The sequence below is a fragment of the Patescibacteria group bacterium genome (assembly GCA_004297735.1).
Taxonomy (GTDB): domain Bacteria; phylum Patescibacteriota; class Saccharimonadia; order UBA4664; family SCTI01; genus SCTI01.
The window spans coordinates 1-26073 of record SCTI01000001.1; the positions used below are offsets into that span (position 1 = coordinate 1).

General features: G+C 50.5%; 30 protein-coding genes, 3 tRNA genes and 1 pseudogene. 29 read left to right on the plus strand and 5 right to left on the minus strand.

The genetic code is table 11. The features are described from left to right. The first annotated feature begins 1211 nt into the window (after window positions 1–1211). The 21 genes and pseudogenes from ruvX (at window position 1212) to trmD (ending at window position 17734) form a co-directional block, all read left to right on the plus strand. Window positions 1212–1616, plus strand: a pseudogene (gene ruvX, locus EPO04_00005) (Holliday junction resolvase RuvX). Beyond that, window positions 1597–2664: an endolytic transglycosylase MltG gene (gene mltG, locus EPO04_00010; protein TAK89492.1), complete on the plus strand. Its 1068-nt coding sequence runs from the start codon at window positions 1597–1599 to the stop codon at window positions 2662–2664. The pseudogene ruvX and the gene mltG overlap by 20 nt, the downstream one beginning before the upstream one ends. 676 nt (window positions 2665–3340) lie before the next feature. After that, complete coding sequence (locus tag EPO04_00015; protein ID TAK89493.1) at window positions 3341–4561, plus strand: LysM peptidoglycan-binding domain-containing protein; 1221 nt, start codon at window positions 3341–3343, stop codon at window positions 4559–4561. A gap of 72 nt (window positions 4562–4633) precedes the next feature. After that, window positions 4634–5896 (plus strand): GTPase ObgE, encoded by a 1263-nt coding sequence (gene obgE / locus EPO04_00020; protein ID TAK89494.1) that lies wholly within the window; start codon window positions 4634–4636, stop codon window positions 5894–5896. A 31-nt stretch (window positions 5897–5927) separates the two neighbouring features. Then, window positions 5928–6003: transfer RNA gene (locus tag EPO04_00025), tRNA-Ala, on the plus strand. A gap of 93 nt (window positions 6004–6096) precedes the next feature. Continuing rightward, complete coding sequence (locus EPO04_00030; protein TAK89495.1) at window positions 6097–6666, plus strand: hypothetical protein; 570 nt, start codon at window positions 6097–6099, stop codon at window positions 6664–6666. A gap of 150 nt (window positions 6667–6816) precedes the next feature. Beyond that, complete coding sequence (locus EPO04_00035; protein TAK89496.1) at window positions 6817–7296, plus strand: hypothetical protein; 480 nt, start codon at window positions 6817–6819, stop codon at window positions 7294–7296. A 127-nt stretch (window positions 7297–7423) separates the two neighbouring features. Then, window positions 7424–7936, plus strand: coding sequence for a hypothetical protein (locus tag EPO04_00040; protein TAK89497.1), 513 nt, complete (start codon window positions 7424–7426; stop codon window positions 7934–7936). 220 nt (window positions 7937–8156) lie between these two features. After that, window positions 8157–8233 (plus strand) — tRNA-Ala (locus EPO04_00045). Between the two features lie 25 nt (window positions 8234–8258). Next, a complete protein-coding gene (locus EPO04_00050; GenBank protein TAK89498.1) occupies window positions 8259–9542 on the plus strand; it encodes a hypothetical protein in 1284 nt (427 codons plus the stop codon). Window positions 9543–9548: 6 nt separating this feature from the next. Next, window positions 9549–10310, plus strand: coding sequence for a hypothetical protein (locus EPO04_00055; GenBank protein ID TAK89499.1), 762 nt, complete (start codon window positions 9549–9551; stop codon window positions 10308–10310). Between the two features lie 40 nt (window positions 10311–10350). Beyond that, a complete protein-coding gene (locus EPO04_00060; GenBank protein ID TAK89500.1) occupies window positions 10351–13233 on the plus strand; it encodes an NUDIX domain-containing protein in 2883 nt (960 codons plus the stop codon). A gap of 258 nt (window positions 13234–13491) precedes the next feature. After that, entirely contained in the window at window positions 13492–13911 is a 420-nt protein-coding gene (locus EPO04_00065; protein TAK89501.1) for a hypothetical protein, read from the plus strand. Further along, window positions 13898–14068 (plus strand): 50S ribosomal protein L32, encoded by a 171-nt coding sequence (gene rpmF, locus EPO04_00070; protein TAK89502.1) that lies wholly within the window; start codon window positions 13898–13900, stop codon window positions 14066–14068. Before EPO04_00065 ends, rpmF begins: the two co-directional genes overlap by 14 nt. A 3-nt stretch (window positions 14069–14071) precedes the next feature. Continuing rightward, window positions 14072–14527, plus strand: coding sequence for a transcription antitermination factor NusB (gene nusB / locus EPO04_00075; protein TAK89503.1), 456 nt, complete (start codon window positions 14072–14074; stop codon window positions 14525–14527). Beyond that, window positions 14490–14981: an NUDIX domain-containing protein gene (locus EPO04_00080; protein TAK89504.1), complete on the plus strand. Its 492-nt coding sequence runs from the start codon at window positions 14490–14492 to the stop codon at window positions 14979–14981. Before nusB ends, EPO04_00080 begins: the two co-directional genes overlap by 38 nt. After that, complete coding sequence (gene rnc, locus EPO04_00085) at window positions 14978–15688, plus strand: ribonuclease III (GenBank protein ID TAK89505.1); 711 nt, start codon at window positions 14978–14980, stop codon at window positions 15686–15688. Before EPO04_00080 ends, rnc begins: the two co-directional genes overlap by 4 nt. Window positions 15689–15819: 131 nt before the next feature. Continuing rightward, the gene (locus EPO04_00090; protein TAK89506.1) at window positions 15820–16020 is read left to right on the plus strand and encodes a hypothetical protein; all 201 of its coding nucleotides are present in this window, start codon (window positions 15820–15822) and stop codon (window positions 16018–16020) included. A 126-nt stretch (window positions 16021–16146) separates the two neighbouring features. Next, entirely contained in the window at window positions 16147–16593 is a 447-nt protein-coding gene (gene rpsP, locus EPO04_00095) for a 30S ribosomal protein S16 (protein TAK89507.1), read from the plus strand. A 69-nt stretch (window positions 16594–16662) separates the two neighbouring features. Then, on the plus strand, window positions 16663–17049 hold the full coding sequence (locus EPO04_00100; protein ID TAK89783.1) for a KH domain-containing protein: 387 nt from the start codon (window positions 16663–16665) through the stop codon (window positions 17047–17049). A gap of 4 nt (window positions 17050–17053) precedes the next feature. Beyond that, a complete protein-coding gene (gene trmD, locus EPO04_00105; protein TAK89508.1) occupies window positions 17054–17734 on the plus strand; it encodes a tRNA (guanosine(37)-N1)-methyltransferase TrmD in 681 nt (226 codons plus the stop codon). On the opposite strand, the gene EPO04_00110 is transcribed toward trmD, so the two are convergent. Continuing rightward, window positions 17718–18752, minus strand: a complete 1035-nt coding sequence (locus EPO04_00110; GenBank protein TAK89509.1) for a serine hydrolase — start codon at window positions 18750–18752, stop codon at window positions 17718–17720. The two genes, trmD and EPO04_00110, sit on opposite strands and share 17 nt — an antisense overlap. Before the next feature lie 27 nt (window positions 18753–18779). After that, window positions 18780–19565 (minus strand): alpha/beta hydrolase, encoded by a 786-nt coding sequence (locus tag EPO04_00115; GenBank protein TAK89510.1) that lies wholly within the window; start codon window positions 19563–19565, stop codon window positions 18780–18782. Between the two features lie 36 nt (window positions 19566–19601). Here EPO04_00115 and EPO04_00120 point away from each other — a divergent pair, with 36 nt between their 5' ends. The 4 genes from EPO04_00120 (at window position 19602) to EPO04_00135 (ending at window position 21245) form a co-directional block, all read left to right on the plus strand. Then, window positions 19602–20216, plus strand: a complete 615-nt coding sequence (locus tag EPO04_00120; GenBank protein ID TAK89511.1) for a superoxide dismutase — start codon at window positions 19602–19604, stop codon at window positions 20214–20216. Window positions 20217–20248: 32 nt separating this feature from the next. Beyond that, complete coding sequence (locus EPO04_00125) at window positions 20249–20731, plus strand: hypothetical protein (protein ID TAK89512.1); 483 nt, start codon at window positions 20249–20251, stop codon at window positions 20729–20731. Between the two features lie 82 nt (window positions 20732–20813). After that, a tRNA-Gln gene (locus EPO04_00130) sits at window positions 20814–20888 on the plus strand. A 54-nt stretch (window positions 20889–20942) separates the two neighbouring features. Continuing rightward, window positions 20943–21245, plus strand: coding sequence for a hypothetical protein (locus EPO04_00135; GenBank protein ID TAK89513.1), 303 nt, complete (start codon window positions 20943–20945; stop codon window positions 21243–21245). A 64-nt stretch (window positions 21246–21309) separates the two neighbouring features. Here the strand turns inward: EPO04_00135 and EPO04_00140 are convergent, their stop codons facing one another. After that, complete coding sequence (locus tag EPO04_00140; protein TAK89514.1) at window positions 21310–21801, minus strand: hypothetical protein; 492 nt, start codon at window positions 21799–21801, stop codon at window positions 21310–21312. Between the two features lie 133 nt (window positions 21802–21934). Here EPO04_00140 and EPO04_00145 point away from each other — a divergent pair, with 133 nt between their 5' ends. Beyond that, window positions 21935–22372, plus strand: coding sequence for a hypothetical protein (locus EPO04_00145; protein ID TAK89515.1), 438 nt, complete (start codon window positions 21935–21937; stop codon window positions 22370–22372). Between the two features lie 14 nt (window positions 22373–22386). Here EPO04_00145 and EPO04_00150 read toward each other — a convergent pair whose 3' ends face one another. Next, complete coding sequence (locus tag EPO04_00150) at window positions 22387–22986, minus strand: restriction endonuclease (GenBank protein TAK89516.1); 600 nt, start codon at window positions 22984–22986, stop codon at window positions 22387–22389. Between the two features lie 102 nt (window positions 22987–23088). On the opposite strand from EPO04_00150, the gene EPO04_00155 reads away from it, so the two are divergent. The 3 genes from EPO04_00155 (at window position 23089) to tgt (ending at window position 25648) form a co-directional block, all read left to right on the plus strand. After that, a complete protein-coding gene (locus EPO04_00155) occupies window positions 23089–23928 on the plus strand; it encodes a hypothetical protein (GenBank protein TAK89517.1) in 840 nt (279 codons plus the stop codon). Between the two features lie 93 nt (window positions 23929–24021). Beyond that, a complete protein-coding gene (locus tag EPO04_00160) occupies window positions 24022–24333 on the plus strand; it encodes a hypothetical protein (GenBank protein TAK89518.1) in 312 nt (103 codons plus the stop codon). A gap of 88 nt (window positions 24334–24421) precedes the next feature. After that, the gene (gene tgt / locus EPO04_00165) at window positions 24422–25648 is read left to right on the plus strand and encodes a tRNA guanosine(34) transglycosylase Tgt (protein TAK89519.1); all 1227 of its coding nucleotides are present in this window, start codon (window positions 24422–24424) and stop codon (window positions 25646–25648) included. Here the strand turns inward: tgt and EPO04_00170 are convergent. Continuing rightward, window positions 25638–26021 carry a hypothetical protein gene (locus tag EPO04_00170; protein TAK89520.1) on the minus strand — a complete coding sequence of 128 codons (384 nt, stop codon included), beginning with the start codon at window positions 26019–26021 and terminating at the stop codon, window positions 25638–25640. The genes tgt and EPO04_00170 overlap by 11 nt on opposite strands. Between the last annotated feature and the right edge of the window lie 52 nt (window positions 26022–26073).

Consider the following 26073-nt stretch of genomic DNA (forward strand, 5'->3'; position numbering starts at 1 on the left):
CGGCGCAACCTAAAGATAAAAAGCCGGGCAAAAAGTCGGCGGTTCCAAGCATCGGCAAGATGCAAAAACGAGCGCTATGGGCCGGAGCGGCGGTAGCTATATTGCTGCTAATCGTTGGTCTTAACTTTTACTTTACCCGTGCTACTGTGACCCTGTTTGCTAAGGGCGCACAAGTTAACTCTAGTTTTGATTTTACGGCCGATCCATCGGCCCGCCAGTCGGATATTGGTTCGGCGACCTTGGCTGCTACCGAACTGTCGCTCAATAAAACCTTAAACGCTAGCGTTCAGGCCACCGGCACCAAAGATCTGGGCACCAAAGCCAGCGGCACCATAACGGTTTACAACGAGTATGACTCCAATGATCAGGCCCTGGTGGCTGGCACCCGTTTTGTGACTTCGGATGGTAAGGTGTTCCGTTCGACCGCTGATGCCACCGTCCCAGGTGGGTCGGTTAGCGGCGGCAAGATTGTGGCCGGCAAAACCACGGTTTCGGTGCAGGCCGATCAAAATGGCGACCAATACAACGTTGGTCCAACCCGGTATTCGATTCCGGGGCTGTCGGCAGCGCAGCAGTCGGGTATTTACGGTCAGGGTCAACAGATGCAAGGTGGTTCGTCTAAGACCGCCAAGGTAATTACGCAAGCAGATATTGACCGAGCTCAGCAGGCCGCGGTAGAGGCCGATAAAGCGGAGGCCCAGAAGGATCTTAAGGATAAGGCCGGCAAGAGTCAGGTTGTACTCGAGCCATCCTTGCAGCAAAAGGTAACTAAATCTAACCCCAGCCCGGCTGCCGGCTCTGAGGCGAGCAGTGGGACCGTTGCGATTAGCGTTGAGTACACCCAGCTGGCGGTTAAGCAGTCGGAGCTATCGGAGCTGGCTAAAAGCAAGGAACAGGAGCAGATTGGTCAGGATAAAGAGATATACGATGATGGCAGCGGCAACTTACAGTTAAAGACGATGGGTGCAGCGACCGGTAGCGGGGCGCAGAAGTTCCGTGCTAACGCCACCGCTTTTGCCGGTACCAAGATTGATAAAGATGCTCTCGTCAAGGACATCAAGGGTAAGAAGATAGGCGAGGCTACCGAGATTGCACAGCGTTTGCAAGACGTAGAGAAGGCGGAAATTAAGGTGACGCCAACTTGGGCGACCAGCTTACCGCTGATGACCAGTCACATCAAGGTTGAAGTTAAGGTCTCAAACCAATAGCCGATGGTGGTTTTAGCAATTGATTATGGGGAAAAGCGAGTTGGCTTAGCGATTGCTGGGGGTGAAAGTGCCCGGCCGCATCGACTTAAGGTTGTTGCCAACACCCCAAACTTAATTGCCGATTTGGGCGAGGTAATTGAACGTCAGGAGGTAGGGGAGATTGTGGTTGGTTTGCCGCGTAATCTGGACGGCGACGATACCGCTCAGACCGGCAAGGCCAGAGCCTTCAGCCAGCATTTGCAGCAACAGTACCCCGATATCAAGATTATTCTTCAGGATGAGGCCGATACCAGTAATATTGCGCGTGAGCGTTTGGGCCGAGAGGGTTTGGTTGGCGATGAGCTCAAGCGCTGGCTTGACGCCGAGGCCGCGGTAATTATTTTGGAAGATTACCTTGCAGAACACTAATCCAGTATCACCCGTATTTGAGGCCGATCAGCCGCCGGCGCCAAAGCGGCGCTGGCTTGTGGTGTTGGTAGTGGTAGTTGGTGTGGTGTTAGGGTTGGCTTTTACCGTATTGGCGTGGTACTGGTGGGCGCTTCAGCCGGCCAACGTCTCGTCCAGTCAGTCGGTTCTAATCGATTACGGTAGCGGTGAGTCGACCGAGGCACTAGCGGCGGAACTAGAGCGAAAGCATTTAATTCGAAGCCAACTCGCTTTTAGCGTGTACGCTACCTTGACCGGTAAGCGGCGAATGCTTCAAGCTGGTAACTATGAGATCCAATCGGCCCGCAGTACTCCAGAAATTATTACCATGATTGCTGATGGCAAAATTGCTTCCAATCAACTATTGATTACCGAAGGCTCAACCATTTTTACACTCAAGGAGCGCTTAAAGCAGCTCGGCGTTGATTCGGCTGAGGTTGAACAGGCGTTACTAGCCACGTACAACGCGCCTACGGCCAATCAGCGCCCGTCCGGGAGCTCGCTTGAAGGATATTTGTTCCCGGACACCTATACCCTTCAGAAGCCGTATAATGCTCAATCGATTGTGCAACAGGTTCTAGATAACTTTGAGCAACAGCTAGCCAACACCGACTATCCTAAAAAATGGGAGATTCAAGGGCTTTCGGTGCATCAGGCGCTAACGCTGGCTTCAATCGTTGAGCGTGAGGTTAAGACCGATCAGGATAGAGCGATGGTGGCGCAGCTCTACTTAAATCGGTTGAGTCGTGGCATGATGCTGCAGGCCGACCCAACCGCTATCTATGCTACCGAGCTGGTCGGTAAACCGACGAGCCCAATTGACCTTAAGATTAATTCTCCCTATAACACCTATCTAAATAAAGGTCTTCCACCTGGGCCAATTGGCAATCCAGGATTGAGTTCAATGAGAGCGGTAGCCAACCCAACTCCAAATAATTACCTCTACTTTATATCCGATAAGGAGGGCGTTACTCATTTTGCTGTCACTTACGAAGAGCATCAAAAGAATATTGACCGCTACTTAAAGTAAGAGCATAATCTATTCCGGTTATGTATGGGGGCGTAGCCTGGCCTTATTCTTGTGCGTAACCAAAATACAACCCAGAGTCACCTGGAGGTGATTGCTTTCGATAAGCAGATTGAGGCAGGTTCTAGGGGCGGAGATAAGCTGTGTATCTGCCCAGCTTGCGCCTGTGAGACCCAGGAGGAGTGCCTAGACCCGCGTAATGAGTGCTGTCATCACGCCGAGTGCTGTGCAGACCCCGGTGCCCTCAAGGCAGATGTACATCAGCGTGAGTTGGTGTTGACGTGAGGGTTATAGAAAAATGGGTGAGATGGCAGAAAGTCCGCTATCTCACCCTGGTTTTAACCATAAGCTTTTATAATTAAGACATATTTTGTCAAAAAAGTCACTTTTTGGCAGAATTATAGTAAAAAATAGCAGTTTATGCCTTAATAAAGCCAAAAAAGCCGTATTGACACTACTGGAGTGGGCTGATAGTATTCGGAATGTACATTGATAAGCGTAAGCGTATTTGCCGATCGGCCTCGAAAGGGCATCAGATTGGTTCGTTTGCGGTTGTCAATTGCCTGTCAGAAGTGTCGTACGGATCACCACTAAGGTCGAGGTGATTCTGCCCAAAGCGAAAGCAAAGGGGAAAGACATGGTACGACAGAGCCCACGTTAAGCTCTGCTAAAGCAGAGTGTGGGGTGGAGAAAAGTCATTAGTAGAGAAGTTAGTGGCTCGCTGCCTGCTATAGGCATTGGGCTATCCAACATCCAAGACGCTTCCAAACTAAAACTTCCAAACACAACTCAACAAAATACTCAAACCATACCGGTACCGGCACAGGGGCTAACCCCAGTCGGTCAGGTAGTTCAAAAGGCTGGTATTGTAGCCACTCACAGCGCTTTTCCGCGTTTTGCCACCCATTTAGCCGCCGTGGCTTTGGTTGGCGCAGTGGTTCTAGCCGGCTCAACAACTCACTCCGCCCGTCTTAACCCACTTGCAAACCAAGTTGGGTTTGGTTCAACCATCGATAAGGCCGCCGAAATGGAAGTGGCCGCTGCGGTTGCTTCGCAGACCGACTTACTGGTTGAATCTGACATTTCAAGTAACGCTAAGACTCTGAACTCTCAGGTTGGCTTGCCAACCTCCGGAGATGCTACTTTGGCACAGCGCCAGGTGGTTGACACCAGTGGTTCATCGGCTCGTGGCGTAACCAGCTACACCGTTCAGCAGGGTGATACCCTGGCCAGTGTGGCGGCTAACTTTAACATCACCACCGATACTATTCGCTGGGCCAACGGTAACATGGCGCCTACGGCCGAGCTGAAGCCAGGCCAGAACCTGGTCATCCTGCCGATTTCGGGATTACAGCACCAGGTTAAGGATGGTGAAACCGCCCAGAGTTTGGCCGATCACTACAGCTCAAACGCAGAGCAGATCATTGCCTTTAACAACGCTGAGGTGGATGGCTTGAAGCCAGGCCAGGTCATTGTGGTACCCGATGGGGTGTTCCCCGAAGCTGCTCCAGTAGCCCGCGCTGCCGCAAACACACCGGCAGCTACACCGGCGCCAGCTGAATCAAGCGCTCCAGCTAAGGTGAGCTTGGCCCCAGGTAGCCGCAACAACACCTACTCGTACGGTTACTGTACTTGGTACGTTGCTAGCAAGCGAGCAGTGCCAGGTGGTTGGGGTAACGCTCGGTCATGGTATGCTAACGCTCAGGCCTCTGGTATTGGCGTCGGTAGCGCACCTCGACCGGGAGCAATCGCTTGGACCGGCGCAGGCTACTACGGTCACGTGGCGTACGTAGAGAGCGTCAGTGGAAACATGGTAACGGTGAGTGAGATGAACTATAACGGCTGGAACCGCGTTTCAAGCCGAACCGTACCCGCCTCTACCTTCCGTTACATCTACTAATTTTGTTAAACAAAAACTGATAAACACGAAAGGCCGCCTACCAGGCGGTTTTTCGCTATAATAAGGAATACTATGTTCGCAGATACCGCTAAAATCATAATCCAGGCTGGCAAGGGTGGCGATGGCCGCCTGAGCTTTCGTCGCGAAAAATACCGGGCCATGGGTGGTCCGGATGGCGGCGATGGTGGCGATGGCGGCAGCGTTATCTTTGAAGTAAGCCACAACGTCAGCACCCTGTCGGCTTTTCGGCGCAAGCAGCGGATTGAAGCTGAGGCCGGACAGGTTGGCGGCGACAACCGCAAGCGCGGTAAGGGTGGCGAAGATATGGTGGTACCGGTGCCAGAGGGAACCCAAGTTTACGATGGCGAGCAGCTGATAGCCGACCTAACCGCGGAGCAGCCACGAGTTGTGATTGCTAAAGGGGGCAAGGGCGGCTACGGTAACGCCCACTTTGTGTCCTCGGTGCGTCAGGCTCCGCGCATTGCCGAAAAGGGGGAGCCAGGTCATAGCTTTGAAGCTCGGCTTGAGTTAAAGTCGGTAGCCGATGTCGGCTTGATCGGTCTGCCTAATGCTGGCAAGTCGACCTTGCTATCGGTTACTACCGGCGCCCGTCCAGAAATTGGCAACTACGCCTTTACCACGATCACTCCTAACTTAGGAGTAGCCAGCTGGCGCGATAGCTCATTTACCATAGCCGACATTCCCGGCTTGATTGAAGGGGCTCATCAGGGCAAGGGGCTGGGTGATGAGTTTTTGCGCCATATCGAGCGCACCGCCGTATTGGTGCATTTAATTGATGTCGCTAGCCAGAATGTGGCTCAAGATTATAAGCTCATCCAGGAGGAACTAGGGCAATACCAGGTTGATTTGAGTGGTAAGCCGCAGTTAGTGGCGCTATCAAAGATTGACACCGTTGCCGATGCAAAGCAGGTAAAGCAAGCAGAGACAGCCTTAAAGAAGGCCGGCGTAAAGCAAGTTTTCCAGATATCTTCAACCACCCATACCGGCTTAAACGAGCTGCTGGATGCTGTTCTTAAGCTAGTTGAAGCCGATCGTCAGCGTCGTGATCAGGAGGTGGCCGAAAAGCCCAAGGTAATTATCGATGAAGCTAGCCAGCCCGATTTATGGAGTGTTGAAAAAGCCGATAATGGCTTTATAGTCCATGGCGAAAAGATTGAACGATTTGCCCGCCGGACCAACTGGGATAGCGATATTGGCGTTGATCGAATTAAGGATATTTTACGACGCCAAGGCGTGGTTAAGGAGCTACTTAAACAGGGCCTGACTGAAGGCATGGTGATACACATTGCCGATTACCAGCTAACCTGGGAGTAGCTGCTCGGTTTTGGTATAATACCTCCGTTATGGGGATATAGCTCAGCTGATAGAGCGCTGCATTCGCATTGCAGAGGCCGGCGGTTTGAATCCGCCTATCTCCACCAGGAATTATTTAATCAAACTCTTTTGAGTTTTTGCTTCAGTCGAAATGTGGTAATAATACTGCACAGGTGTGTACCCGACAGAATTGAGAGATAATGGCTACTCATGAGGCGCGACGTAAGCCGGAGCGTGATGCAAGTGATTTCCAGGGCGAAGGTATGCCTGGGTGGATGCGGGAGCAGCTCCGTCGTGAACGGTTCCGCCAGAAGTCAAAAAAGAAGCAGGATGCTGGTCCGCCAGTTCCGCCACCAATTGAGGACGCTATTTTGATGGCGGCTTCAGATCTGCGTGACTTTCCAATGTACCCAGTGATTGTCGACAGAAGCAGGCACATTGTGGATTTTGACTGGCGTAAGCCTGAGCACTGGGGAGCCACCCATCAGCTTGGCCAGTCTGGAATAGCAGCGTACCTGCTGTACTACATGACCACTCTTTCAGACAGGGAGATTGCCGATCTGATTGGCGTAAGTGCGCCAACGGCGCGAAAGCGCCGCGAGATGATTGAGTGCGATTTGGCTCGAGAGCTAAAGACCGACGACAAGCGTACTTGGTGGGATTGGGTCGAAGAGTCGATGGAGAAGGCCCAAGAGATTGCCGAGTGCGCTATCCTGTGGTTGGACGGCGTAGAGTATCCAGCGGATTGGGGTGCCTCGGCTCAAGCATAAAGGGTCCCCGGAACAAGTTTCTGGGGACCTCAAGCTACCATGAATTATATGTTCAAACCTCTAAAAAATCTTGAAAAAAGGCTAGTAGAGTTGTATTGTTAGCCTAGGTAGCAACCATAACCACCATCGTCGTACGAAAGGGGTGTGGTCATGGTGCAGAAGCTTAACAACTACGAGGGGCCGCCTGGCTCAATGCAGTGCATGCCGGATCTGCCGGAGTGGGTCAGCAGGGGGATGGCCTGCGAGGCTGAGGTGAGAAAGGGGGTGATCACCTGGAAGCCCTGTGGGCGCGGGCACATCCGTGAGGTCACCCGGACCTCAATCGCTCCAGTTAGCGGGTCGCATGATCACCCTGAAAGGTGTGTCAGGTGCGACATGGACTACGTCGAGATCTTCGACACGCTTGACTGGGACGATGAGTCGAGTCGGGTCATTCTCGAACTGGTCTGCAACAACTGCGGCTGGAGTGGCGAAGTACGGCTGACCATAGAACAGGACAGCCGACTGATCGCCATCAACCGCGAGCAGCGCAATCAAGTTGCTCTCGACGACTACAACTGCTTTGCTATGTGGGCGCGACGGTTCACTCTGGCGCTGCGGGAGGGTCACGTCAAGCCCGAAGACTTCTAGCTACCTGATGGGGCGGTCATATGACCGCCCCTGGAACGTTTTTATACCTGGGAAACCGGGATTTAATCAAAATTTAATAATCGTTTGTTAGGCTGTTTTTAAAACTAACTCAAAAGAAAGAGGGGATATGAGTAGCAGTCTAAAAGAGTTTGCGAGCAAAGAAGATATTTGTAGACTTCAGAGGGAAGTGGATCGTCTTGACCAACGAATTGATATTTCCATGGAGCAGCTCGAGGGTAACATTATCGGCAAAATGTCAGCCATGGAGCACCGAATTATGAAAAGTGTGGATAATAAATTTGAAGAGTTTACTATACTTTTTATGCAAGAGCTGGATCGTCGATTTGAAGGCTTTGAAGCAAAAATAGATCAAAAAATTAATTTGCGAACCGGGAAGATTGAAGCTCGATTAGACAAATTCGAGGCCCGTTTTGGCAAACTGGAGTTTCGATTTGATCGGCTGGAAGAGCGCTTTGATAAGCTTGAGGCACGCTTTAATAAACTTGAACAGCGCTTCAACCAGCTAGAAGCCCGGTTCGATAAACTAGAAGCTCGCTTTGACAAGCTAGAAGCCCGTTTCGATAAAATTGAGGATCTTTTGCTAAAAGTACTAAGCGGTCAGAGCCAGGCTAAAACCTAAACGCTTATGCTACAATGTGGCCATGGCAAAAAACTTTCTAGATGAAGAACCAAAAGCGCGCGGATTGTCCCATATGGATGGTTTTAGATTTGGGTTTGGCTTTTTTATAGCAAACTTAATTGGTTTGACGGTCTTGGCGGCACTAACTGCAGCGGTTGGTTATGCTGTTCAGCGGTTGCATTAAACCTGTAGATCTGGTAAATTTGGCACTTGTGGACGCGGGGCTATAGCTCAGCTGGCTAGAGCGCTTGCATGGCATGCAAGAGGTCCAGGGTTCGAATCCCTGTAGCTCCACCAGAAATTATTCTTGTATAATAACCACATGCAAACCTTTTTGCGGCGGCTGGTCGCTAGTCAACTTGAACAGCGAGTCCAGCAGCTAATTCGTAAAAATAAACTCAAAATCGTAGCCGTTACTGGCAGTGTCGGTAAGACTAGCACTAAGCTTGCGATCGCATCGGTGTTGTCGCAAAAGTATCGAGTGTTAGCTCATCAGGGAAATTATAACTCTGAGCTGGGGATGCCGCTGTCAATTTTTGAGCTAGAGGTTCCCGCTTCGCTCAAAAACCCAATGGCGTGGTTTAAGATACTCAACTTAATTGATCAAAAGCTCAAACAGCCATATCCATATGATGTACTGGTGCTGGAGATGGGCGCTGATCAGCCAAACGACATTCAAAAGTTTATGCGCTACATTGAGCCAGATATTGGTATTGTCACAGCAATTGCGCCGGCTCACCTAGAGCAGTTTGGGAGTGTAGACGCAATCGCGCACGAAAAAATGGCCTTAGCACGTGGCAGTCGAGTGGTGCTGCTTAATGCCGAAGATCCGCGGGTGATGGAGGAGTCAAAGAAGTTAGGCCGCGAGGTAAGCACCTATGGCGTGCGCGACGGCAATGCTCACTTTGAAGGCATTACGCGGTTGAAGAACCTGACACTAAATGGTCGCCTGCAGCTAGCTGATGACGAGGTAGCGGTTAAAACCAATTTTGTTGCCGAGCATAGCTTGAGTGCTCTAGCCGCCGCCGCAGCGGTGGGTGAAGAGCTGGGCTTGAATGGCAATGAGATCAAGGCTGGCATTCAGACCTTTGAGTCGGTTTCGGGTCGCATGCAGGTGTTTAATGGGGTGAATGGCTCAACCATTATTGATGACACCTATAATTCTAGCCCTCGAGCAGCCACGGCGGCGGTGGCCGAGCTGCTACGCCTGCCAACCGAGGGTCGTCGTATCGCGGTGCTCGGCACCATGAACGAGCTTGGTGACGCCGCGACTGAGGCCCACCGTGAGTTAGGCCGCGTGGCCGCTAAGGTCGATTTGCTGGTCACAATTGGCAAGCTAGCCGGTGATTACATTACTGCCGGCGCGGTTGAGGCGGGCATTGATGATGCCAAAATTAAGAACTTTATGTCCCCGTACAAAGCCGGTGAGTTTTTAAAGAGCGAGCTGAATCAAGGTGATTTGGTTTTGGCTAAGGGCTCTCAAAACGGTGTGTTTGCCGAAGAGGCGGTGGCGCTAATTTTGGCCGACCCTAAAGATCGCAAAAGGCTTGTGCGTCAGAGCGAATCGTGGGAACGTAAAAAGCAAGAACAGTTTAAGGTCCAATAGGAATATATGGAACGCCTCCAAAAACTACTTTTAGCGCCGGTAAAAATCCTTTCGCGCGGCATCCCGTCTCGACTACTACAGTCAAATATTGCAGTTGATAAAAAATACCTTGAGCGGATCAGTCGAGAGCACAAGATTGAGCGTGATTGGTATGAAAAAGTACCGAGCTTTCCTACGAACTCAGACATAATAGATGCTGCCAATAAGGGCGTGTTAGTAAAAGTAGTTGAAACCCCAGACTACTTACCTATAATGCGTTTGCGCAATCCTAAACTACACGATGAGTATCCGCCATACCTAACTAAGGCTTCAGCAGCTCTTTTAGGCCAGATTACTGCCGAATGGCGCAAGCGAATGCTGGCAGAAGGTTTTGATAAAAATGTTCGGCTGGCGGTTACTAGCCTAACTCGATCGCAGGAGTATCAAGATCAAATTGTGGCATCCGGGAAGATGGCGCTATCGGATGGACCGCACTTGCGTGGTGAGGCTTTTGATATTGATGGCTGCGGTTATTACGTGGGAGACAAGCCGGTTAACCCTCGTCAGAAAAAGGTAGGTGGGGAGTTTCATAAAGCCTTTGAACAGATGGATGCCGGTCTTCCGGAGCCAGAACTAATCGACTATTCTGAGTATCAGCCACGAATTCATGAGATTTTGCATGAGGTCCTTAATGACCTGATGGCTAAAAACAAACTACATTACCTACATGAGTTTCCAAATACCAACAATACGGTATTCCATGTAGCACGTAATCCAAACGCCTCATAGATATCTCATCCCATCTGATTTTCTGCTACAATAAGCCGTAATGAAACGTTATAGTCCAAAGGAAATTGAACCCAAGTGGCAAAAGATTTGGGAAGAGACCAAGCTGTATCAAACCAGCGATGATGATCCTCGCCCAAAATGGTACCAACTGGAATTCTTTCCCTATCCATCTGGCGTAACCATGCATGTTGGCCACGTCCGCAACTATGTTATATCGGATGCGTTTGCTCGATATAAGCGCATGACTGGCCACAATGTGCTTCACCCGATGGGGTGGGATGCCTTTGGTTTGCCGGCCGAGAATCAAGCGATTAAGACGGGCTTGCCAGCGCGTAAATCAACCGAGCAAAACATTGCCGTGTTTAAGCGTCAGCTAAATCAAGTTGGCCTGTCGTATGACTGGAGTCGCGAGATCAACTCGTCAGAGCCAGATTACTATCGCTGGACACAGTGGCTGTTCCTATTATTCTACGAGCGCAAACTTGCCTATAAAGCCGAGTCGGCAGTTAACTGGTGCCCACACGACAAGACCGTGCTTGCAAATGAACAAGTCATTAAAAAAGATGGTAAGAATGTTTGCGAGCGGTGTGGGCATGAAGTTGAGAAGCGCAACCTGTCGCAGTGGCTCTTTAAGATTACCGATTATGCTGATCGCTTACTGGAAGACCTTGAGAAGATTGATTGGGCCGACAACGTAAAGGCAATGCAGCGCAACTGGATTGGGCGAAGTGTTGGCGCTGAAGTTGAGTTCAAGTTGAAAAATGGACCTCAGGATGAGCTCGTCGCCTTTACTACTCGCGCCGACACCTTGGCGGGTGCTACCTTCCTAGTGATTTCACCCGAGTTGGCTCAGACCTGGGTCGAAAAGGGATGGAAGGCGTCAGCGGAGGCTCAAGAATATATTACGGGCGCAGTAAGTAAATCGGAAATTGAGAGGCAAGAGACCGACCGTAAGAAGACCGGAGTAAATACTGGAATTATCGCAGTCAATCCTCTTACTAAGGAAGAAATACCGGTATGGGTGGCCGATTACGTGCTGGGTGGGTATGGCACCGGTGCGATCATGGCGGTACCGGCTCACGATCAGCGTGACAATGAGTTTGCGCAGGCCTTTGAGCTGCCAATTAAGACTGTGATTGAGCCAATTACTGGTACTCCGCAAAAAGATCCGGTGTTTCGTCGCAGTATTGTAGCGCTTGTTGAGGATCCTGAGACTGGCGATGTGCTATCTATCAAATGGAATACTCAGCACGGAGAAAACTACCTTCTAGTTGGAGGTGGGGTGGAGGAAGGCGAGGATCTAATTGAGGCTGCTCGCCGCGAAATAGCCGAGGAGACAGGTTATACCGATGTTGAGTTTATTGAACAGATGGAGAATGTACATCACAGCTACTTTGCATCTGCTAAAAATATTCCGCGTGAAATCATTGCGACTGGTCTGAAATTTAAGCTTAAGAGTCACGACAAACAACCTTTGCAGCTTGAAGCAAGCGAGCAAGGTCGAATGGTTGCAGAGTGGCTAACCCCGAAGCAGTTTAGTAACCTTGTAACGGATGAGCTACATCAAAGAGTATTTGAACGGCTAATGTTTGGCACGATTTACAGTGGCGAAGGTATCATGACGAGCTCAGGCACCTATGACGGCCTGAGCTCAAGCGAAGCGCGTAAGAAAATCACGGCCGAGGTTGGTACTGAGCGAGTTAACTATAAGATGCGAGATTGGCTGATTAGTCGTCAGCGTTACTGGGGCGCACCGATTCCAATTATTCACTGTCCAAAGTGCGGTATCGTTCCGGTGCCAAAAGACCAGCTCCCCGTTGAACTGCCCGAGCTTGAGTCTTATCATCCAAGCGATGATGGTCGTTCTCCGCTGGCGCGAGTTAAGGAGTGGCTACATACCGAATGTCCACAGTGTGGCGGCCCAGCTGAGCGCGAGACCGATACTATGGATACATTTGTTGATTCAAGCTGGTACTTTTTGCGCTTTACGGATCCAAATAATGACAATGCACCATTTGATGGTGTAAAGGCCAATCATTGGCATCCTGTAGACACCTATGTCGGTGGTGTAGAGCACGCGGTGGCTCACCTTTTGTTCGCGCGATTCTGGACCAAAGTTCTGCATGATGCCGGGCTGATTAATTTTGAGGAACCGTTTAAACGCTTACGTAATCAGGGTATGATCGGCGGTAGCGATGGCCGCAAAATGGGTAAACGCTACGGTAACGCCGTAACCCCTGATGATTTAATTGACCAGGGTTATGGCGCAGACGCCCTACGTCTATATGAACTATTTATTGGCCCGTATGATCAGGGGGTCGACTGGAATCCGACTGGTATTGATGGCACTAAGCGCTTTTTGAATCGGGTGTGGGCGCTGACACAAGAGCATCTCGAGGCCCGCAATGAGGGAGAGAGTGGTGATAGTAAGCTTGAGACCGCGCTTGCGGTTACGGTTCACAAGGCCATTAAGAAAGTCACCTTCGACTTGGAGCAGTTTGGTTTTAACACCGCCATCGCCGCAATGATGGAAACGGTTAATGAGATGTATAAGCTCAAGACCGAACTGCCGCTTGGGAGCGAGGCTTGGCAGCAAAACTTGAAGTTGCTGGTACAGATTTTAGCCCCATTTGCACCCCACATTACCGAGGAGCTGTGGCAGCAGCTGGGCGGTGAGACTAGTGTGCATGTGGCCAGCTGGCCGGCCTTTGATGAAAAGCTCGTGCAGGACGAACTGGTCACGGTGGTGGTTCAGGTGAACGGTAAGGTTCGCGCTAAGCTTGAGGTTGGCGCTGATGCCGGTGAAAATCAGGTGAAGGAGCTGGCCGAGAAGAGTGACTCAGTCAAAGCCCAGCTGGAAGGCAAAGAGATTGTGAAGACAATCTATGTCCCGGGTAAGATCCTTAACCTAGTTGTAAAGTAGAAAGCTTTGTTTTAAAATACAAACAGTTTCGTAGGCATAAAAGCGCGGTTTCGACCGTGCTTTTATGCGTCTGGTGGAGCTACCGGGGATCGAACCCGGCGACATGGTTTCGTAGGCCTTACCGCGACACCAGCCGTAGCCCCCTACTTTGCTCCAACCAGACATATAGACCATATCAGCCCGGCATTAACAGATTCTTAAGCCGCCCAACCCCTTGCGATTTTTGCTAAATCGTCGTATTATACTGCCCAAGAGCGCATGCACATAGACGTTAACGACATCTTAAGGCAAGGGGAAGGCTCAATTACCGACTTTAAGGTCGATAATGAGAGTCCGGAGCTTGCTGATGTAAAGTTAGCGCAGCCGCTCGCCGGTAGCCTACGGATAATGGGGACTCGCGACGGTGTGCTAGCCATCGGTGATTTGCAGACCGCTGTCGAGCTGGAATGCGGTCGCTGTTTGCGCACTTTCACTCACTCGCTTGAGCTGCCGATCCGGGCCGAGTTCGCTCGTAACCCCGACGAAGATAGCTTCCCAATTGATAGTAAAGGTACTATTGATCTGGACGAGCCGGTTCGGCAAGAGCTGATTCTACAGCTACCGATCCAACAGCTTTGCAAAGACGACTGTGAGAGCTTACAATTAAAGGAAACAAAGGACTCCAATGGCCGTTCCTAAAAAACGTACGAGTAAAACTCGCCGCAATCAACGCCGTAGCCACGATGCGCTTAAAGCGCCAGCGCTACAGCTTGCCAGCGATGGCAGCCTGGCTCCTCGCCGCCTGCACAAGGCAATCAGCTTGGGCCTAACTAAATTAGTGAGGCGGGAGCGCTAAAGCATGGCCTCTAACCGACATCTCGGTCGAATCGTTGCCATGCAAACATTGTATGAATACGATTTTCGCGAGAATGCCGGTGCCGATGTCGATAAAGCCGCCATCATTGATCGTAACTTTGGCGAGTTTGCCAACGCGATTGATGACAAAAACTTTGTTTACGACATCGTTGAGGGCGTTCAGGCTCACCAGCAAGAAATTGACGACATGATTGGCCCGGCTGCACCAGAGTGGCCGGTTGATCAAATTGCCAAGATCGATAAGATCATTTTGCGCATTGGCGTGTATGAGCTTTTGTTTAAGCGCGAGGTTCCCCCAAAGGTGGCTATTAATGAGGCGGTCGAACTAGCCAAGGCCTTTGGTGGCGAGAACTCTAGTAAATTTGTAAACGGCGTACTTGGTACCATTTACCGTGGAAGCGATGTCTACGAACCAGAAGAAGAAAAGAAAGCAGACTAAATCAAAGCGTCCCGCTCGCACCAAGGCGGTACGTGAGTTTACGGCGGGCGGAATGGTGTTCCGCCGGGTCGGCGCTAGTGATATTGATATTTTGATGATCCAGGATCGGCTGGGGCGCTGGACCATACCAAAAGGCCACGTAGAGGAGGGCGAGAGTCTGGAACAGACCGCCGTGCGTGAGATCGGCGAAGAGACCGGCTTAACCAAGCTTTCAATTAAGGATAAGCTGGATAAGATTCACTTTTTTTACCGCAAAGAGGGCAAACTGATTTATATGACCACTCATGTGTTCTTGATTGAAGCGCTTGGTGATACCGACACATTGATACCTGAAGATAGCGAGGGTATTGTTGACGCTAAGTGGTTTGACCGGGCCGAGGCGCTGAAGCTGATTGAGTATAAAGACACCGAAAGGCTGTTTAATATGGGCTTAGAAAAGCTGGGGTTGGCATGAGTAATGTAAAGGTGGAGGCGAATTTAGACGCGCTGGAGCAGGAGCTCGAGCTAGAGTTTGCCGATCGCAGTTTACTCGAACGGGCCTTCATTCATCGTTCTTACCTCAATGAGCATCCTAATTTGGGTCTGGAGCACAATGAGCGCCTGGAGTTCTTGGGTGATGCGGTCTTGGAGCTAGTCGTAACCGATTATCTGTATAAGAACTACCCCAACCCCGAAGGAGATTTAACCAACTGGCGCAGCGCCCTGGTTAAGACCGAGTCGCTAAGCGAGGTGGCCGCAAAGCTCGACTTTGATCGCTACCTGCAGCTCAGCCGCGGTGAGGCTAAGGGCAACGCTCGCAGTCGCGCTCTAATTCACGCCAACTGCGTGGAGGCATTAATTGGTGCCATTTACCTTGATCGCGGTTACGACGAAGCCAAGCGCTTTATTAGTAGCCATATTGTTAGCCGGCTGCAAAGCATCCTAGAAGAGGGCAGTTGGGTTGATCCAAAAAGCCGTTTTCAAGAACTGGCCCAGGAGCGTGAGGGGCACACGCCGCACTATAAGGTGTTAGATGAGGCCGGGCCAGATCACGACAAGGTGTTTGAGGTTGGCGTTTACGTCGGCCAACGCTTGTGCGGCAAGGGAAAGGGCTCAAGCAAGCAGGCGGCTCAACAGCAGGCGGCAGCCAACGCGCTGAAAGCTTACGAAGCCAACAAGTAGAGATATCCCTTAATAAAGACAAAAAACGGTTGTAAGTATAACCGTATGTGTGGTATTACTAAGTTGCGACGCGCCAAGGCATTATCCCTTTCCGCGCCGGGCACTATCCTGTGACCCAAGGAGGTGGTTCGGTGTTTGCCGTAACCACAAGCTGGATTCGCCCCTTGTTTGGGGTGGCAGTTGCAGGAGCTGCTTTGGTTCGTTCGATCCAGGACGAGCTCAGCAGAGAGTGGACTCCTGCAGACAGCCCGCCTCCGGTTCGATTCCCGCGTGCCAGCATCACGCATTACGGAACCCCACCTGAAGCAGCCAAGGTCGAGCGGGTGGCCTAGCCTCCTATATGCGCCTCACTCGGTTGGTATTGAGTGAGGCGTTGATCGTCTTTATGGCTACAGGTTGACAAACCTGGCGCATATCTGTAAAATCGACCTCATTGTTAAGAGATACAACTCACTCATATGTTAGTAATTCGCTTGGCCCGTGGTGGCCGCACCAAATACCCAGTTTACCGAGTCGTTGCGGCTGAATCTTCACGCGCCGCTACCGGCAAATTTATTGAGGTACTTGGCTCATACAACCCTCACACCAAAGAAGTTAAGCTCGACAAAGAAGCGATTGAACGTCGCTTAGCTCATGGAGCTCAGCCTTCAAACTCAGTTGTTAGGCTGCTGATGCAGGAAAAGATTGAGCTGCCTTCCTGGGTTAAACTTAAAACCAAACAGTCTAAGCCTAAGAGCGAGCCAGAGGAAAAGCCGGCTGCCGAGGCGCCAGCCGAAGATGCCCCAGTGACCGAAGAAGCAGAAGCTGAAGCACCGAACGAAGAAGCCAAATCGGATACGCCAGAGCCTCAAGCTGAGACCGCGACCGAAGAAGATAAGCCAGCCGAAGACTCCGACAAGGCATAAGCTATATCAAATCGCCAAAGTGCGGTATGATGTACAGTATCAAGAAGGAAACCTCACTTCATGGCAGATCTGCGCGAAGACTTTGTTAATTATGTAGTTAAAGCCCTAATATCAAATCCAGATGCTGTTGAGCTGAAGCGCGTACGCGATGATAAGGGTGAATACTTGGAGCTCCATCTGGACGCCGCCGACATGGGTAAGGTTATTGGCAAGGCCGGAGCTACCGCCAAAAGTATCCGTACGTTGTTGCGCGGCGTGGGTGCTAAGGATGGTCTAGCACCGTTGCCGCTCAAGATTGTTGACCCGGAGGGTGGCCCAAGTGAACGAAATGAGGCACCAGCTGAAAGCCAAGAGGCAACCGATGCCGATCCAGCGCCGGCGGAAGAAGACGAGATAGCGACCCGTCACGCTCAAACCAAGCGTGAGGCGGAGGAGCTAGCCGACCTCGAGCTGTAAGCCAATGCGAATCGATATTATTACGCTTTTCCCTGGTATGTTTAAGGGGCCGTTCGACATGAGTATGCTGTGGAAGGCTCAAGATCGTGGGTTGGTACATATTCATCTTCACGATTTGCGCGAATTTGGGCTTGGCCCTCGTCGCACCGTTGATGATACCACCTACGGCGGCGGTGACGGCATGCTGCTAAAGCCCGAGCCCGTGGTGGCGGCCATAGAGTCAGCCAAAAAAGATAACCCCGAGGCAACGGTGATCGCTTTATCGCCTCAAGGGGTGCAGTTTAAGCAAAATCTGGCCGCGGATTTATCGGCTAAAAAAGGTCTAATTTTAGTAGCCGGACATTATGAGGGGTTTGATGAAAGAATTATTAAGTATGTCGATATTGAGTTATCGGTGGGCGACTACGTATTGACCGGAGGCGAGCTGCCTGCCATGACGCTGGTTGATACGGTGGTACGCTTAATCCCGGGCGTTCTGGGGGGCGAACAAAGCGCTCACGTGGAATCGTTTAGCGACGGCTTACTTGAATATCCACAGTACACTAGACCGGTTGAGTTTAGGGGCGACAAGGTACCTGAGGTGTTGCAAAATGGTCATCATGCCGAAATCGAGCAGTGGCGCAAGCAGCAAGCGCTAATTAAAACCAAGCGTAACCGCCCAGACTTACTTAACGAGCGGTCATAGCGGCGTAAACATCCTGGCTTAGTTGCTTAAAAGCAGTCGAGGCTGAACCGCCATTCTTCCAGGGGCCGCTTAATCCGGCGATAACATACTGGCCTTGCGCAGTATAAACAATGCCGGCATCGTGTATGTAGCCGCTAAGATCACCGGTTTTATGGGCGATTACGGTACCGGCTGGTAGGCCCGTGGGAAACCGATTGTTAATGGTTTGGTTTTTAAGGTTGTTGATGAGCTCGGCCGAATATGTAACGCCAACCAGCTCCCCGCGGTAGAGGCGTTGGAGCAGCAGGGCGGTGTCGTGAGCGCTGGTTTGCTGGGTGCCGTAAGCGCGCAAGTAGGTGTTAGCGTAACCTAGTTGGTGCAGTCGAGCGTTTTGCTTGTCCCAGCCCGCCACCGTGCCTAGCTTTTCGCCGCATAGGTTATCGGAGATTGTGATCATTAACTTTAAGCACTGGCTATAGCTTTTGCCCGTTCCTGGGACAGTTGATTTTGCCTTAATGGTCCCGGCTTGAAGCTTTTTGTAAATTGCTTCAGCTACAAACAGCTTATAAATACTAGCGCTGGTAAAAATATGGTCCTGATTAACTCCAGCGGTTTCCCCAGTTTGAAGATCAATAACTACAACCGCACCGGTGCCGCCTGCCTGGTTGGCAAAGTTAGCCAGCGGGGCGGCTAAGCGAGTTTGGAGCGGTTCGGTGGGAGCTGGTGCCGGCTGAGCGGCTGGAGTGGTCGTTGGTGACGATTCGGCCGTAGCTACCGGTTGGGTGGTAGGTAGAGGCTGAATAATCGCCTCGGCTTGCTGCGAGTGGGTGTAGTAGTCCCAGCCGAACGCGGTTAAGGCTCCTATTAGCGCTAAAAAGCCGATTACAAATAAAAGCTTAGAGCCAAAATTTGAATGATGATTGGTTGGTCCAATTTGGTACTTGTCGTAATCTAGCGATCGGGCGATCGGGCGAGCTTTTGGGGCCGCTACTATCGGCTTTGGACTTGCAATAATTCCATCAACACGCTGACCCACCATAACTGCATTGTAGTTATGGTTGAGTGGTTACTCAAGCGTTGGTTCAAAAACTTGCCTAACAAAGGCTCGGCAGGAGCGCCAAGGCGATCGGGGTAAAAGCCTTAATGGCCAGACAAAGCTGAACAGGGTTAGCATGTGCTCAATGGGCAGATAGCGGGCTGCAACTCGCCCATTTGCCGACTTGATTCGTTGAACAAAGGTTTTGGCGTAACCAATTTTTACAATTGGGTCAAAGTAGCCGTGAACAACTAGGGCGGGGGAGAGCGTGCTAGGCAGCTGCTTGCCAATACGCCAGGGTTCAGATAGATCTTTAAGCGGGAAGATTGGTTGGAGATCGGGACGTGGATAAAAATCGTACGGGCCCGACAGGCCAATAAAGCCCTTAAGGACTTGGCGAGAAAGCCCGGTTTTCTCCCAGTAACCAGGCAAGTAAGCCAGGGCGCTGGCAGTGTGGGCGCCGGCAGAATGTCCGGCAATCACAACCCGCTGAGGGTCGCCACCATACTCGCTAATTTGCTCGTCGACCCATTTTATCGCTAGCGCAGCATCATCAACAAAGGTCGGGTAGCGTATTTGAGGGTACTTACGGTATCCAACCAATACCGCTACGACTCCCATCTTGGCTAAAGCCCGCCCAACAAAGCCGTAGCGCCATAGACCGCCGTTCTTCCATGTGCCTCCATGCCAAAAAACCACCACCGGGAGCGGTTGAGTTGGTGGCGGCCCAGGTGCTCGGTAAACATTCAGCTTCATTAAGCGATCCGGCCCATATGGTAGTTGGTTGCCAATACGCCAACGGGTTAACGGTCTCATATACCCTAGTGTACAATAGACTAAAAAGGAGCGGCGATGTTTACTTTACCCGATTTACCCTACGGCTACGATGCGCTTGAGCCTCATATTGATGCCAGAACCATGGAGGTTCACCACAGCAAGCATCACGCGACCTACGTTCAGAAACTTAATGATGCCCTAAAGAGTCAACCCGACTTAGCGCAAAAAGACATCACGCAGCTGCTTAAAAATCTCGGTGATCTGCCTAAAGATGTTCAGTCGGCGGTACGTAACAATGGGGGAGGCCACGCTAATCACAGCTTGTTTTGGCAGGTGATGTCGCCTAACGGGGGAGGCGAACCGGCCGGCGAGCTGGGCGAGGCTATCAATGTGGCCTTTGGCAGCTTAGGTGAGTTTAAGAAGCAATTTAAACAAGCTGCCATCGGCCGATTTGGCAGTGGTTGGGCTTGGCTGTGTGTCGATACCGACGGCTTGCATATCTGCTCAACCGCCAACCAGGACACCCCATTAAGCGATGGTCACATTCCAATCCTAGGGCTAGACGTGTGGGAGCACGCCTACTATTTGCATTACCAAAACAAGCGCCCAGACTATATTGACGCTTGGTGGAATGTGGTAAATTGGGACGAAGTCGAACGTCGATATAGCGAGTCCAAGACTAAATATTAAACAAATTAAAATTCTAACCGGAGAAAAATGGTATGCCAGAAATGAATGATTTTGCAGCGCGTAAATTTGGAGAGGTTTTGGCTTTTGCCGAAACCTTTAATGACACGGTTGATCGCGCTCTTGAAGCAATTGGCAAGGAGCGAAGCGACGAGCAGATCCAACAGCTCAAAGATACTAGCACCGATCACGCTAATCGAATCAAAGCTATTGTTTTGGCGGCTGGCACCAGCGAAAGCACCCTTAAAAAGGCCGAAGCCACCAACAAAAAGCTTCGCACTATGCGCGATACCTACATTGGTGACAGCTGGGATGAGCTGACCGAGATTTATGAATGGCTGGGCTTTTTTACCGGTGCCGCCATTGTGCACTGGGCGTTAATTGAGGGTGTTGGCGAAAGCCTAGAGGATGACGAGACGGCCGGCTTGGTTAAGGATGCCAAGGAGTTCTACCAGCAGCTAATGAACGATTCAATCAAACACCTGCAGCTGGTTGGTCGTAATCGCACCGGCGACTAAAAGCTTTAAGCCAGATTCAAGTTGGAGCTAGGGGATTGAGAAAATCCCCTTCTCTTGCTATACTCCTAAGGTTAAAACTCGATGGGGCGTGGCCAAGTGGTAAGGCGCTTGATTCTGGCTCAAGAGATCGTAGGTTCGAATCCTACCGCCCCAGCCAGGAATTATTGAATGGTATAATTTTACTAGCATTAACAAAAAATTAGGGGGTAAGATGGAAATAGGAATAGTAACGTCATATGATAGCGATACAGAACTTGGCGTAGTTGCAGCCAATAATAACGAGCTTAGCTTTAAGTATGGGGATGGCCAGAATATGATTTTTGACTCCAAGCTCAAGGAGCCGACGCTCAGCGGTAAGCACGAACAGCCAGAAGGTTTTTCTTTAAAGGAACCTGATATTGGCGATCCCATAGCGTTTATGCGCGATAATGAACTGGTAACGGCGTGGGGGTATTTGAATCACTATATTGGACTTGCTGAGCGAAAGCATCCTACGAGATTTGTTGCGGCATAGCTGGGCTTATTTTGAGGCGCAGTATCACTATGACCGAGCTGTTAAAGCCCGGTCATAGTTTGTCTCACCCCAGGTAGTCCTCAACCACCTTGAACGGTGTCTTGCGGCGGTAAGGCTTTCCTGCCGCCAGGTGATAGCGCTTGGCTAATGCTTGGCGCTGCTTCTCTTGCTCTTCGTAGTTGTAATAGGAGCCGGTTTCCTCTTGGGAGAGCTCGATATACTGCTTCAGAATTGGTTTGGCATCGAGCTCCTCCAGGTCTATATGAAGTATCTGGGCGTCATCGGTGATGGGGCGGATGTCCGATTGGCTCTTTGGGGCGTAAATCAGCTCACCGGTTTCTAGGTCGACGCCACCAATGTGGTAGCCGTGGGCGTTAAGTGATTCTAGTACCATCATTCCCACGGAGTACTCATATCCGGGGCCCCAACCGGTCCGCCCCTGCGCCTGCAGTACCAGCCACGGAAGCTGGTTCCACAGATCAACTTGTGACCGGCAAAACTGGCGGATCTCCTCGGCCAGCTCGTGCTGGTTGCGCCGCAGCTTTTTGATTGTCAAAGGATATCCTTTCTCAAACGGCTTGATGCTTTTAGGATAGGTGAGTGAGCTGACACTATCTAGACAGACCTTTTTGAGTCAAAATAATATGAGCTAATGTTTATAGTCAGAAAACTTATTGTATAATCGTCGTATGGGTAAGAGCAGACAAATATTTTATGGGTTGGTTTTTGCGATAGCGCCAACCATTCTGCTTTTTGTATCTGGCGCAATTATATTTGATTACCTATATAACCGAGAGGCGGAGAGTCTGAAGGGGCAGTATATTGAACCCTGTATTATACCGGAAGGCTGCCCCAAAGAGCCGGGTATTATGCCGGCGGTAATATCAATGGCCATAGCAGCAGTTCTGGTAGTGCTCTCGGTAGTTATTTTGATGAGGCTGGTCAAAACTACCTGGATAAAAGCACTGGTTACCGGTCTGATGTGTGTAGTATTCGGAGTTGTAGTCATAGCTGGATTTGTGGGCCTAAACCAGAGTATTGATGGTAATAAATTGATACCAATTATGATTGCAGTCATATATCTAGGGTATGGTTCGATTATTTCATTGAATTTAAGGAAGAAATAGCAACCTTGGATCTTTTAAGGAGCTTGGTAAAAATCCAGTATCCACAAAGCTAGCTGATCTCGATCAACCAGCTCACATTTATTAGAGGCGGCTAGAGCTTTAGCGTGTGGCGTGAACTGATTATTAGTGATGACCATTGATTTTGTGCATCTGTAGTGAGCCATACCGGAAAATGCTTCTCTGACTGCTTCTTGAGCCACCGCTTTTGAGTAGCATTTTAATTGAACGGCGGTCCGAACCTTATTTCTTGTAATAACAAGGTCAACTCCATAATCACCGCTAACCGGTGTTGTTTTAACGCTATAACCTTGGTATTTAAGCAGCTCGGCGACATACTTTTCAAACTGAATACCCGACATTCGGTCGACATCATCAAGCCGAAGTAGTCGAAGAGCCTGCAGGCGTTTCTGGCTACGCCGCTGCTGGATAATGTAGGAAACGCCGATTACGGTTAATCCTACAGCAAGGATGATCGCGACAAATAAGCCTGTAAGTTCAATTAGGCTGGTTGTTTGGGTGACGCTCATAACCACGACCACCAATACAATCACCCAAAATAGCAATAAGTGGTTGGTTTGTTGAACTTTGTTTTTACTGTAGCGTCTTCTCGCCATAGATTCAGTATACTTTAGACGTAAAATGCCTGTGTTCAGTAGCTGATAGTATTAAACATAAGCACTATTGCGGTTTGGGGGAGGCGGGGATAGAATATTTTTATGAACACCCAACTCCGGCGGCAAAGTGGCTTTTACGTTATTGAGGTTATTTTAATTATTGCTGTCGTCGCAGTACTGGGGTTTGTGGTCTGGATGTTTATCACCAAAAAGAGTCCCTCTCAAGCGTTAAATGGTATAACCGGTAACTCAAATGGCTTGGTGGAGTGGGATTTTAATGGCGACAGCTGGAAGGCGATGGGCAAGGCGCCGGAATGTGAAAATCCGCTAACGATTGCATCACCGGTGGATGTGACCAAGGTTAACTCGGTTTTACTGCCTGGAGAGGTTAGAGGGGGCGACTTTAAGCCTCACGGCGGGCTGGGCGGCGACCCTTCAACCAACAATATGATTACGGTATCGGCTATTCGCGATGCTTACTTGTATCGAGGCTCTCGCTATCTGGTTGAAGGGCAGGTTCAGTATATGTTTGATTTTATGGACTCGTGTGGTGTGATGTACCGATTGGATCATTTAGCCACCCTGACTCCGGAGTTTCAAGCTTATGCCGACAAACTACCGCAGCCTCAGCCGGATGATAGTCGTACCGAGAAGTTTCGTGATCATCCGTTAATTAAAAAAGGCACCATGATTGCCACCGAAGTGGGCATACGCCAGGGTAAAAATGTGTTCTTTGATCTTGGCGTGTACGATTTGCGGCAGCCAAACGATGCATCCAAAACCGATCTGTATAAGACCGATCAACTACGAATTCAAGATAAAGAGCAGTCTTTTTATGCATTGTGCTGGTTTGACTACCTGACCGGTAGCGACAAAACGGCCATCAAGGCATTGCCGGTACGTAATGGTCAGCCGGCTGGCACCAGCGACTATTGTAAGTAGTCACAGCCTAGTTGTTAAAAGTTGACATTATTCCTGGCGAGCCATATTGTAAAAGTGCATAAGAATTAACTGTGGGCGGCCAGGAGTAGGGTTATGAGAAAGATTCAAGTCAACAAAATAGGGGTCGCCTCATTTGGTAAGGTGGTCGGCTTTACTCAGGCAATCATTGCCTTTGTATACGGTCTACTGGTTAGCTTTTCGGCGGTTGCTGGCATTCTGGGCAGTAACAACGACTGGCTAGCTAAGATGGGTATTAGCTTGAGCGTGGCAGTGTTTGCCGTGTTTATCCTGCCGCTAGTAGGGTTCGTTTTTGGCTGGGTGCAGGGCGTGATTGCAGCCGCAGTCTTGAACGTGGTCTTTAGCGAATCAAAGGGCCTCGAGCTGGAAGTCCAAGACGTTAAGTAAGCGTTAAACGACTAACTATAGAGCGGCCCTTCGGGGTCGTTTTATAGTTAACGGCTTTTATGGGCTAAACCGTGGTACAATTACCGTCGTGAAATTAGACTCAAACTTTAGCTTTGTTGTGCATGCTACCGACGGTGACGCCCGTCGCGGCACCATTAATACGCCTCATGGGCCGATTGAGACACCGGCTTTTATTCCGGTGGGGACGCAGGCTACGGTTAAAACACTAGATGTGGCTGATTTGCATAAGCTGCAGGCGCCAGCGGTGTTGGCTAACACCTATCATTTATATTTGCGCCCGGGTACCGAGCGCATCGAGCGTTTTGGCGGCTTGGGCAAATTTATGGGCTGGCAGGGGCCGACCTTTACCGATAGCGGTGGGTTCCAGGTGTTTTCGTTAGGCTTTGGGCTTGAGCACGGGGTGAGTAAGATGAGCAATATCTTCCCGGATGAGCCCGGTCAGGAACGCAAGGGCGGCAAGCCAAAGCTCATGAAGGTGGATGATGATGGAGTGTCATTTAAGTCGCATCTTGATGGCTCGAGTCACCGCTTAACCGCCGAGATCGCGGTTAAGCTGCAGCAGCAGATCGGGGCTGACATTATCTTGGCTTTTGACGAATGCACCTCGCCGCTCCACGATGAGCGCTACACCGCCCGAGCCTTACAGCGGACTCACGCTTGGGCTAAACGCAGCCGGGACGCCTGGACCAATCGGAGCACCCAGGCGCTTTACGGCATCGTTCAGGGCGGCGCTTATAGGGGTTTGCGCGAAGAAAGTGCCAAGTTTATGGCAGATTTAGACTTTCCGGGTTACGCGATTGGCGGATCACTGGGCCGTACCAAGCAGGATATGTACGATATTATTGAGTGGTCAACGCCGTTTTTGCCTCCAGATCGGCCGCGTCATTTGCTGGGCATAGGTGAAATCGCCGACTTCTTTACCGGAGTCACTCGCGGTATGGATACTTTCGATTGCGTAGCGCCAACTCGAATGGCTCGTAATGGTGCGGCCTACATCGCGCCTGAATCTGGAGGTACCGCCCAAAACAAGTTTCGTTTGAATGTGGCCGCCGCTAAGTACCAAGATGACGACCAGCCAATCGATCCGACTTGCGGATGCTTTACCTGTCAAAACCACACCCGTGCCTACATTCGACACCTGTTTGCCACCAGCGAGGCTTTGGGTCCTAGACTTGTGACATTGCACAACTTACATTTTATATTTCAGTTGATGGGCCAAATTAGGGAGGCAATCAGCCAGGGCAGTTTGGCTGAACTGGCGGCGCACTGGGGCGTTACCGAGATTAAGCGTTAACCACCTTAATGGCTCGTAAATAATCAAGTAGGCCTTGAGCGTCAGCTTCGCTGACGTCAATAACTTGCTTGCCATAGGTCTCAACAATGTCGCCGGCTTTGCGCAATAGGTAGTGTTTATACTCACCGGTGGAGGTATCGTCGACGGTAATTTCGGCAAGCCACTCAAAGTCTGAGCTAGCCTGCGGCAAAGTTAACTTGAGGTCAATTTGACCGCCATTGGGCAGTTTGATTATGGTTTGGGTGAAGATATTTTGGCCGGGTTGATTGTAGGCCTGTCCATCGACTGGCTGAGTGCTGTCGCTAGACTGGGAGGTCGCTTGCGCCCACTCCAACAGGCTCTTAAATACCGGGGTGGTCTGTAAGTTTGTCATACCCAATATAGTACCTTGTACTTTATTTTTTATCGAGCACAGCCGTTTTGGC

Bases quoted from the DNA above. Each gene is read 5' to 3' on its own strand.
- trmD (TAK89508.1), top strand. From the start codon at position 17,054: ATGCGAATCGATATTATTACGCTTTTCCCTGGTATGTTTAAGGGGCCG.
- EPO04_00135 (TAK89513.1), top strand. From the start codon at position 20,943: ATGGAAATAGGAATAGTAACGTCATATGATAGCGATACAGAACTTGGC.
- rpmF (TAK89502.1), top strand. From the start codon at position 13,898: ATGGCCGTTCCTAAAAAACGTACGAGTAAAACTCGCCGCAATCAACGC.
- EPO04_00040 (TAK89497.1), top strand. From the start codon at position 7,424: ATGAGTAGCAGTCTAAAAGAGTTTGCGAGCAAAGAAGATATTTGTAGA.
- obgE (TAK89494.1), top strand. From the start codon at position 4,634: ATGTTCGCAGATACCGCTAAAATCATAATCCAGGCTGGCAAGGGTGGC.
- EPO04_00170 (TAK89520.1), bottom strand. From the start codon at position 26,021: ATGACAAACTTACAGACCACCCCGGTATTTAAGAGCCTGTTGGAGTGG.
- EPO04_00055 (TAK89499.1), top strand. From the start codon at position 9,549: ATGGAACGCCTCCAAAAACTACTTTTAGCGCCGGTAAAAATCCTTTCG.
- EPO04_00125 (TAK89512.1), top strand. From the start codon at position 20,249: ATGCCAGAAATGAATGATTTTGCAGCGCGTAAATTTGGAGAGGTTTTG.
- EPO04_00080 (TAK89504.1), top strand. From the start codon at position 14,490: ATGTCTACGAACCAGAAGAAGAAAAGAAAGCAGACTAAATCAAAGCGT.
- EPO04_00065 (TAK89501.1), top strand. From the start codon at position 13,492: ATGCACATAGACGTTAACGACATCTTAAGGCAAGGGGAAGGCTCAATT.
- EPO04_00030 (TAK89495.1), top strand. From the start codon at position 6,097: ATGGCTACTCATGAGGCGCGACGTAAGCCGGAGCGTGATGCAAGTGAT.
- EPO04_00115 (TAK89510.1), bottom strand. From the start codon at position 19,565: ATGAGACCGTTAACCCGTTGGCGTATTGGCAACCAACTACCATATGGG.
- EPO04_00145 (TAK89515.1), top strand. From the start codon at position 21,935: ATGGGTAAGAGCAGACAAATATTTTATGGGTTGGTTTTTGCGATAGCG.
- EPO04_00110 (TAK89509.1), bottom strand. From the start codon at position 18,752: ATGGTGGGTCAGCGTGTTGATGGAATTATTGCAAGTCCAAAGCCGATA.
- EPO04_00120 (TAK89511.1), top strand. From the start codon at position 19,602: ATGTTTACTTTACCCGATTTACCCTACGGCTACGATGCGCTTGAGCCT.
- rnc (TAK89505.1), top strand. From the start codon at position 14,978: ATGAGTAATGTAAAGGTGGAGGCGAATTTAGACGCGCTGGAGCAGGAG.
- EPO04_00060 (TAK89500.1), top strand. From the start codon at position 10,351: ATGAAACGTTATAGTCCAAAGGAAATTGAACCCAAGTGGCAAAAGATT.
- nusB (TAK89503.1), top strand. From the start codon at position 14,072: ATGGCCTCTAACCGACATCTCGGTCGAATCGTTGCCATGCAAACATTG.
- EPO04_00155 (TAK89517.1), top strand. From the start codon at position 23,089: ATGAACACCCAACTCCGGCGGCAAAGTGGCTTTTACGTTATTGAGGTT.
- EPO04_00050 (TAK89498.1), top strand. From the start codon at position 8,259: ATGCAAACCTTTTTGCGGCGGCTGGTCGCTAGTCAACTTGAACAGCGA.
- rpsP (TAK89507.1), top strand. From the start codon at position 16,147: ATGTTAGTAATTCGCTTGGCCCGTGGTGGCCGCACCAAATACCCAGTT.
- EPO04_00150 (TAK89516.1), bottom strand. From the start codon at position 22,986: ATGGCGAGAAGACGCTACAGTAAAAACAAAGTTCAACAAACCAACCAC.
- EPO04_00160 (TAK89518.1), top strand. From the start codon at position 24,022: ATGAGAAAGATTCAAGTCAACAAAATAGGGGTCGCCTCATTTGGTAAG.
- EPO04_00035 (TAK89496.1), top strand. From the start codon at position 6,817: ATGGTGCAGAAGCTTAACAACTACGAGGGGCCGCCTGGCTCAATGCAG.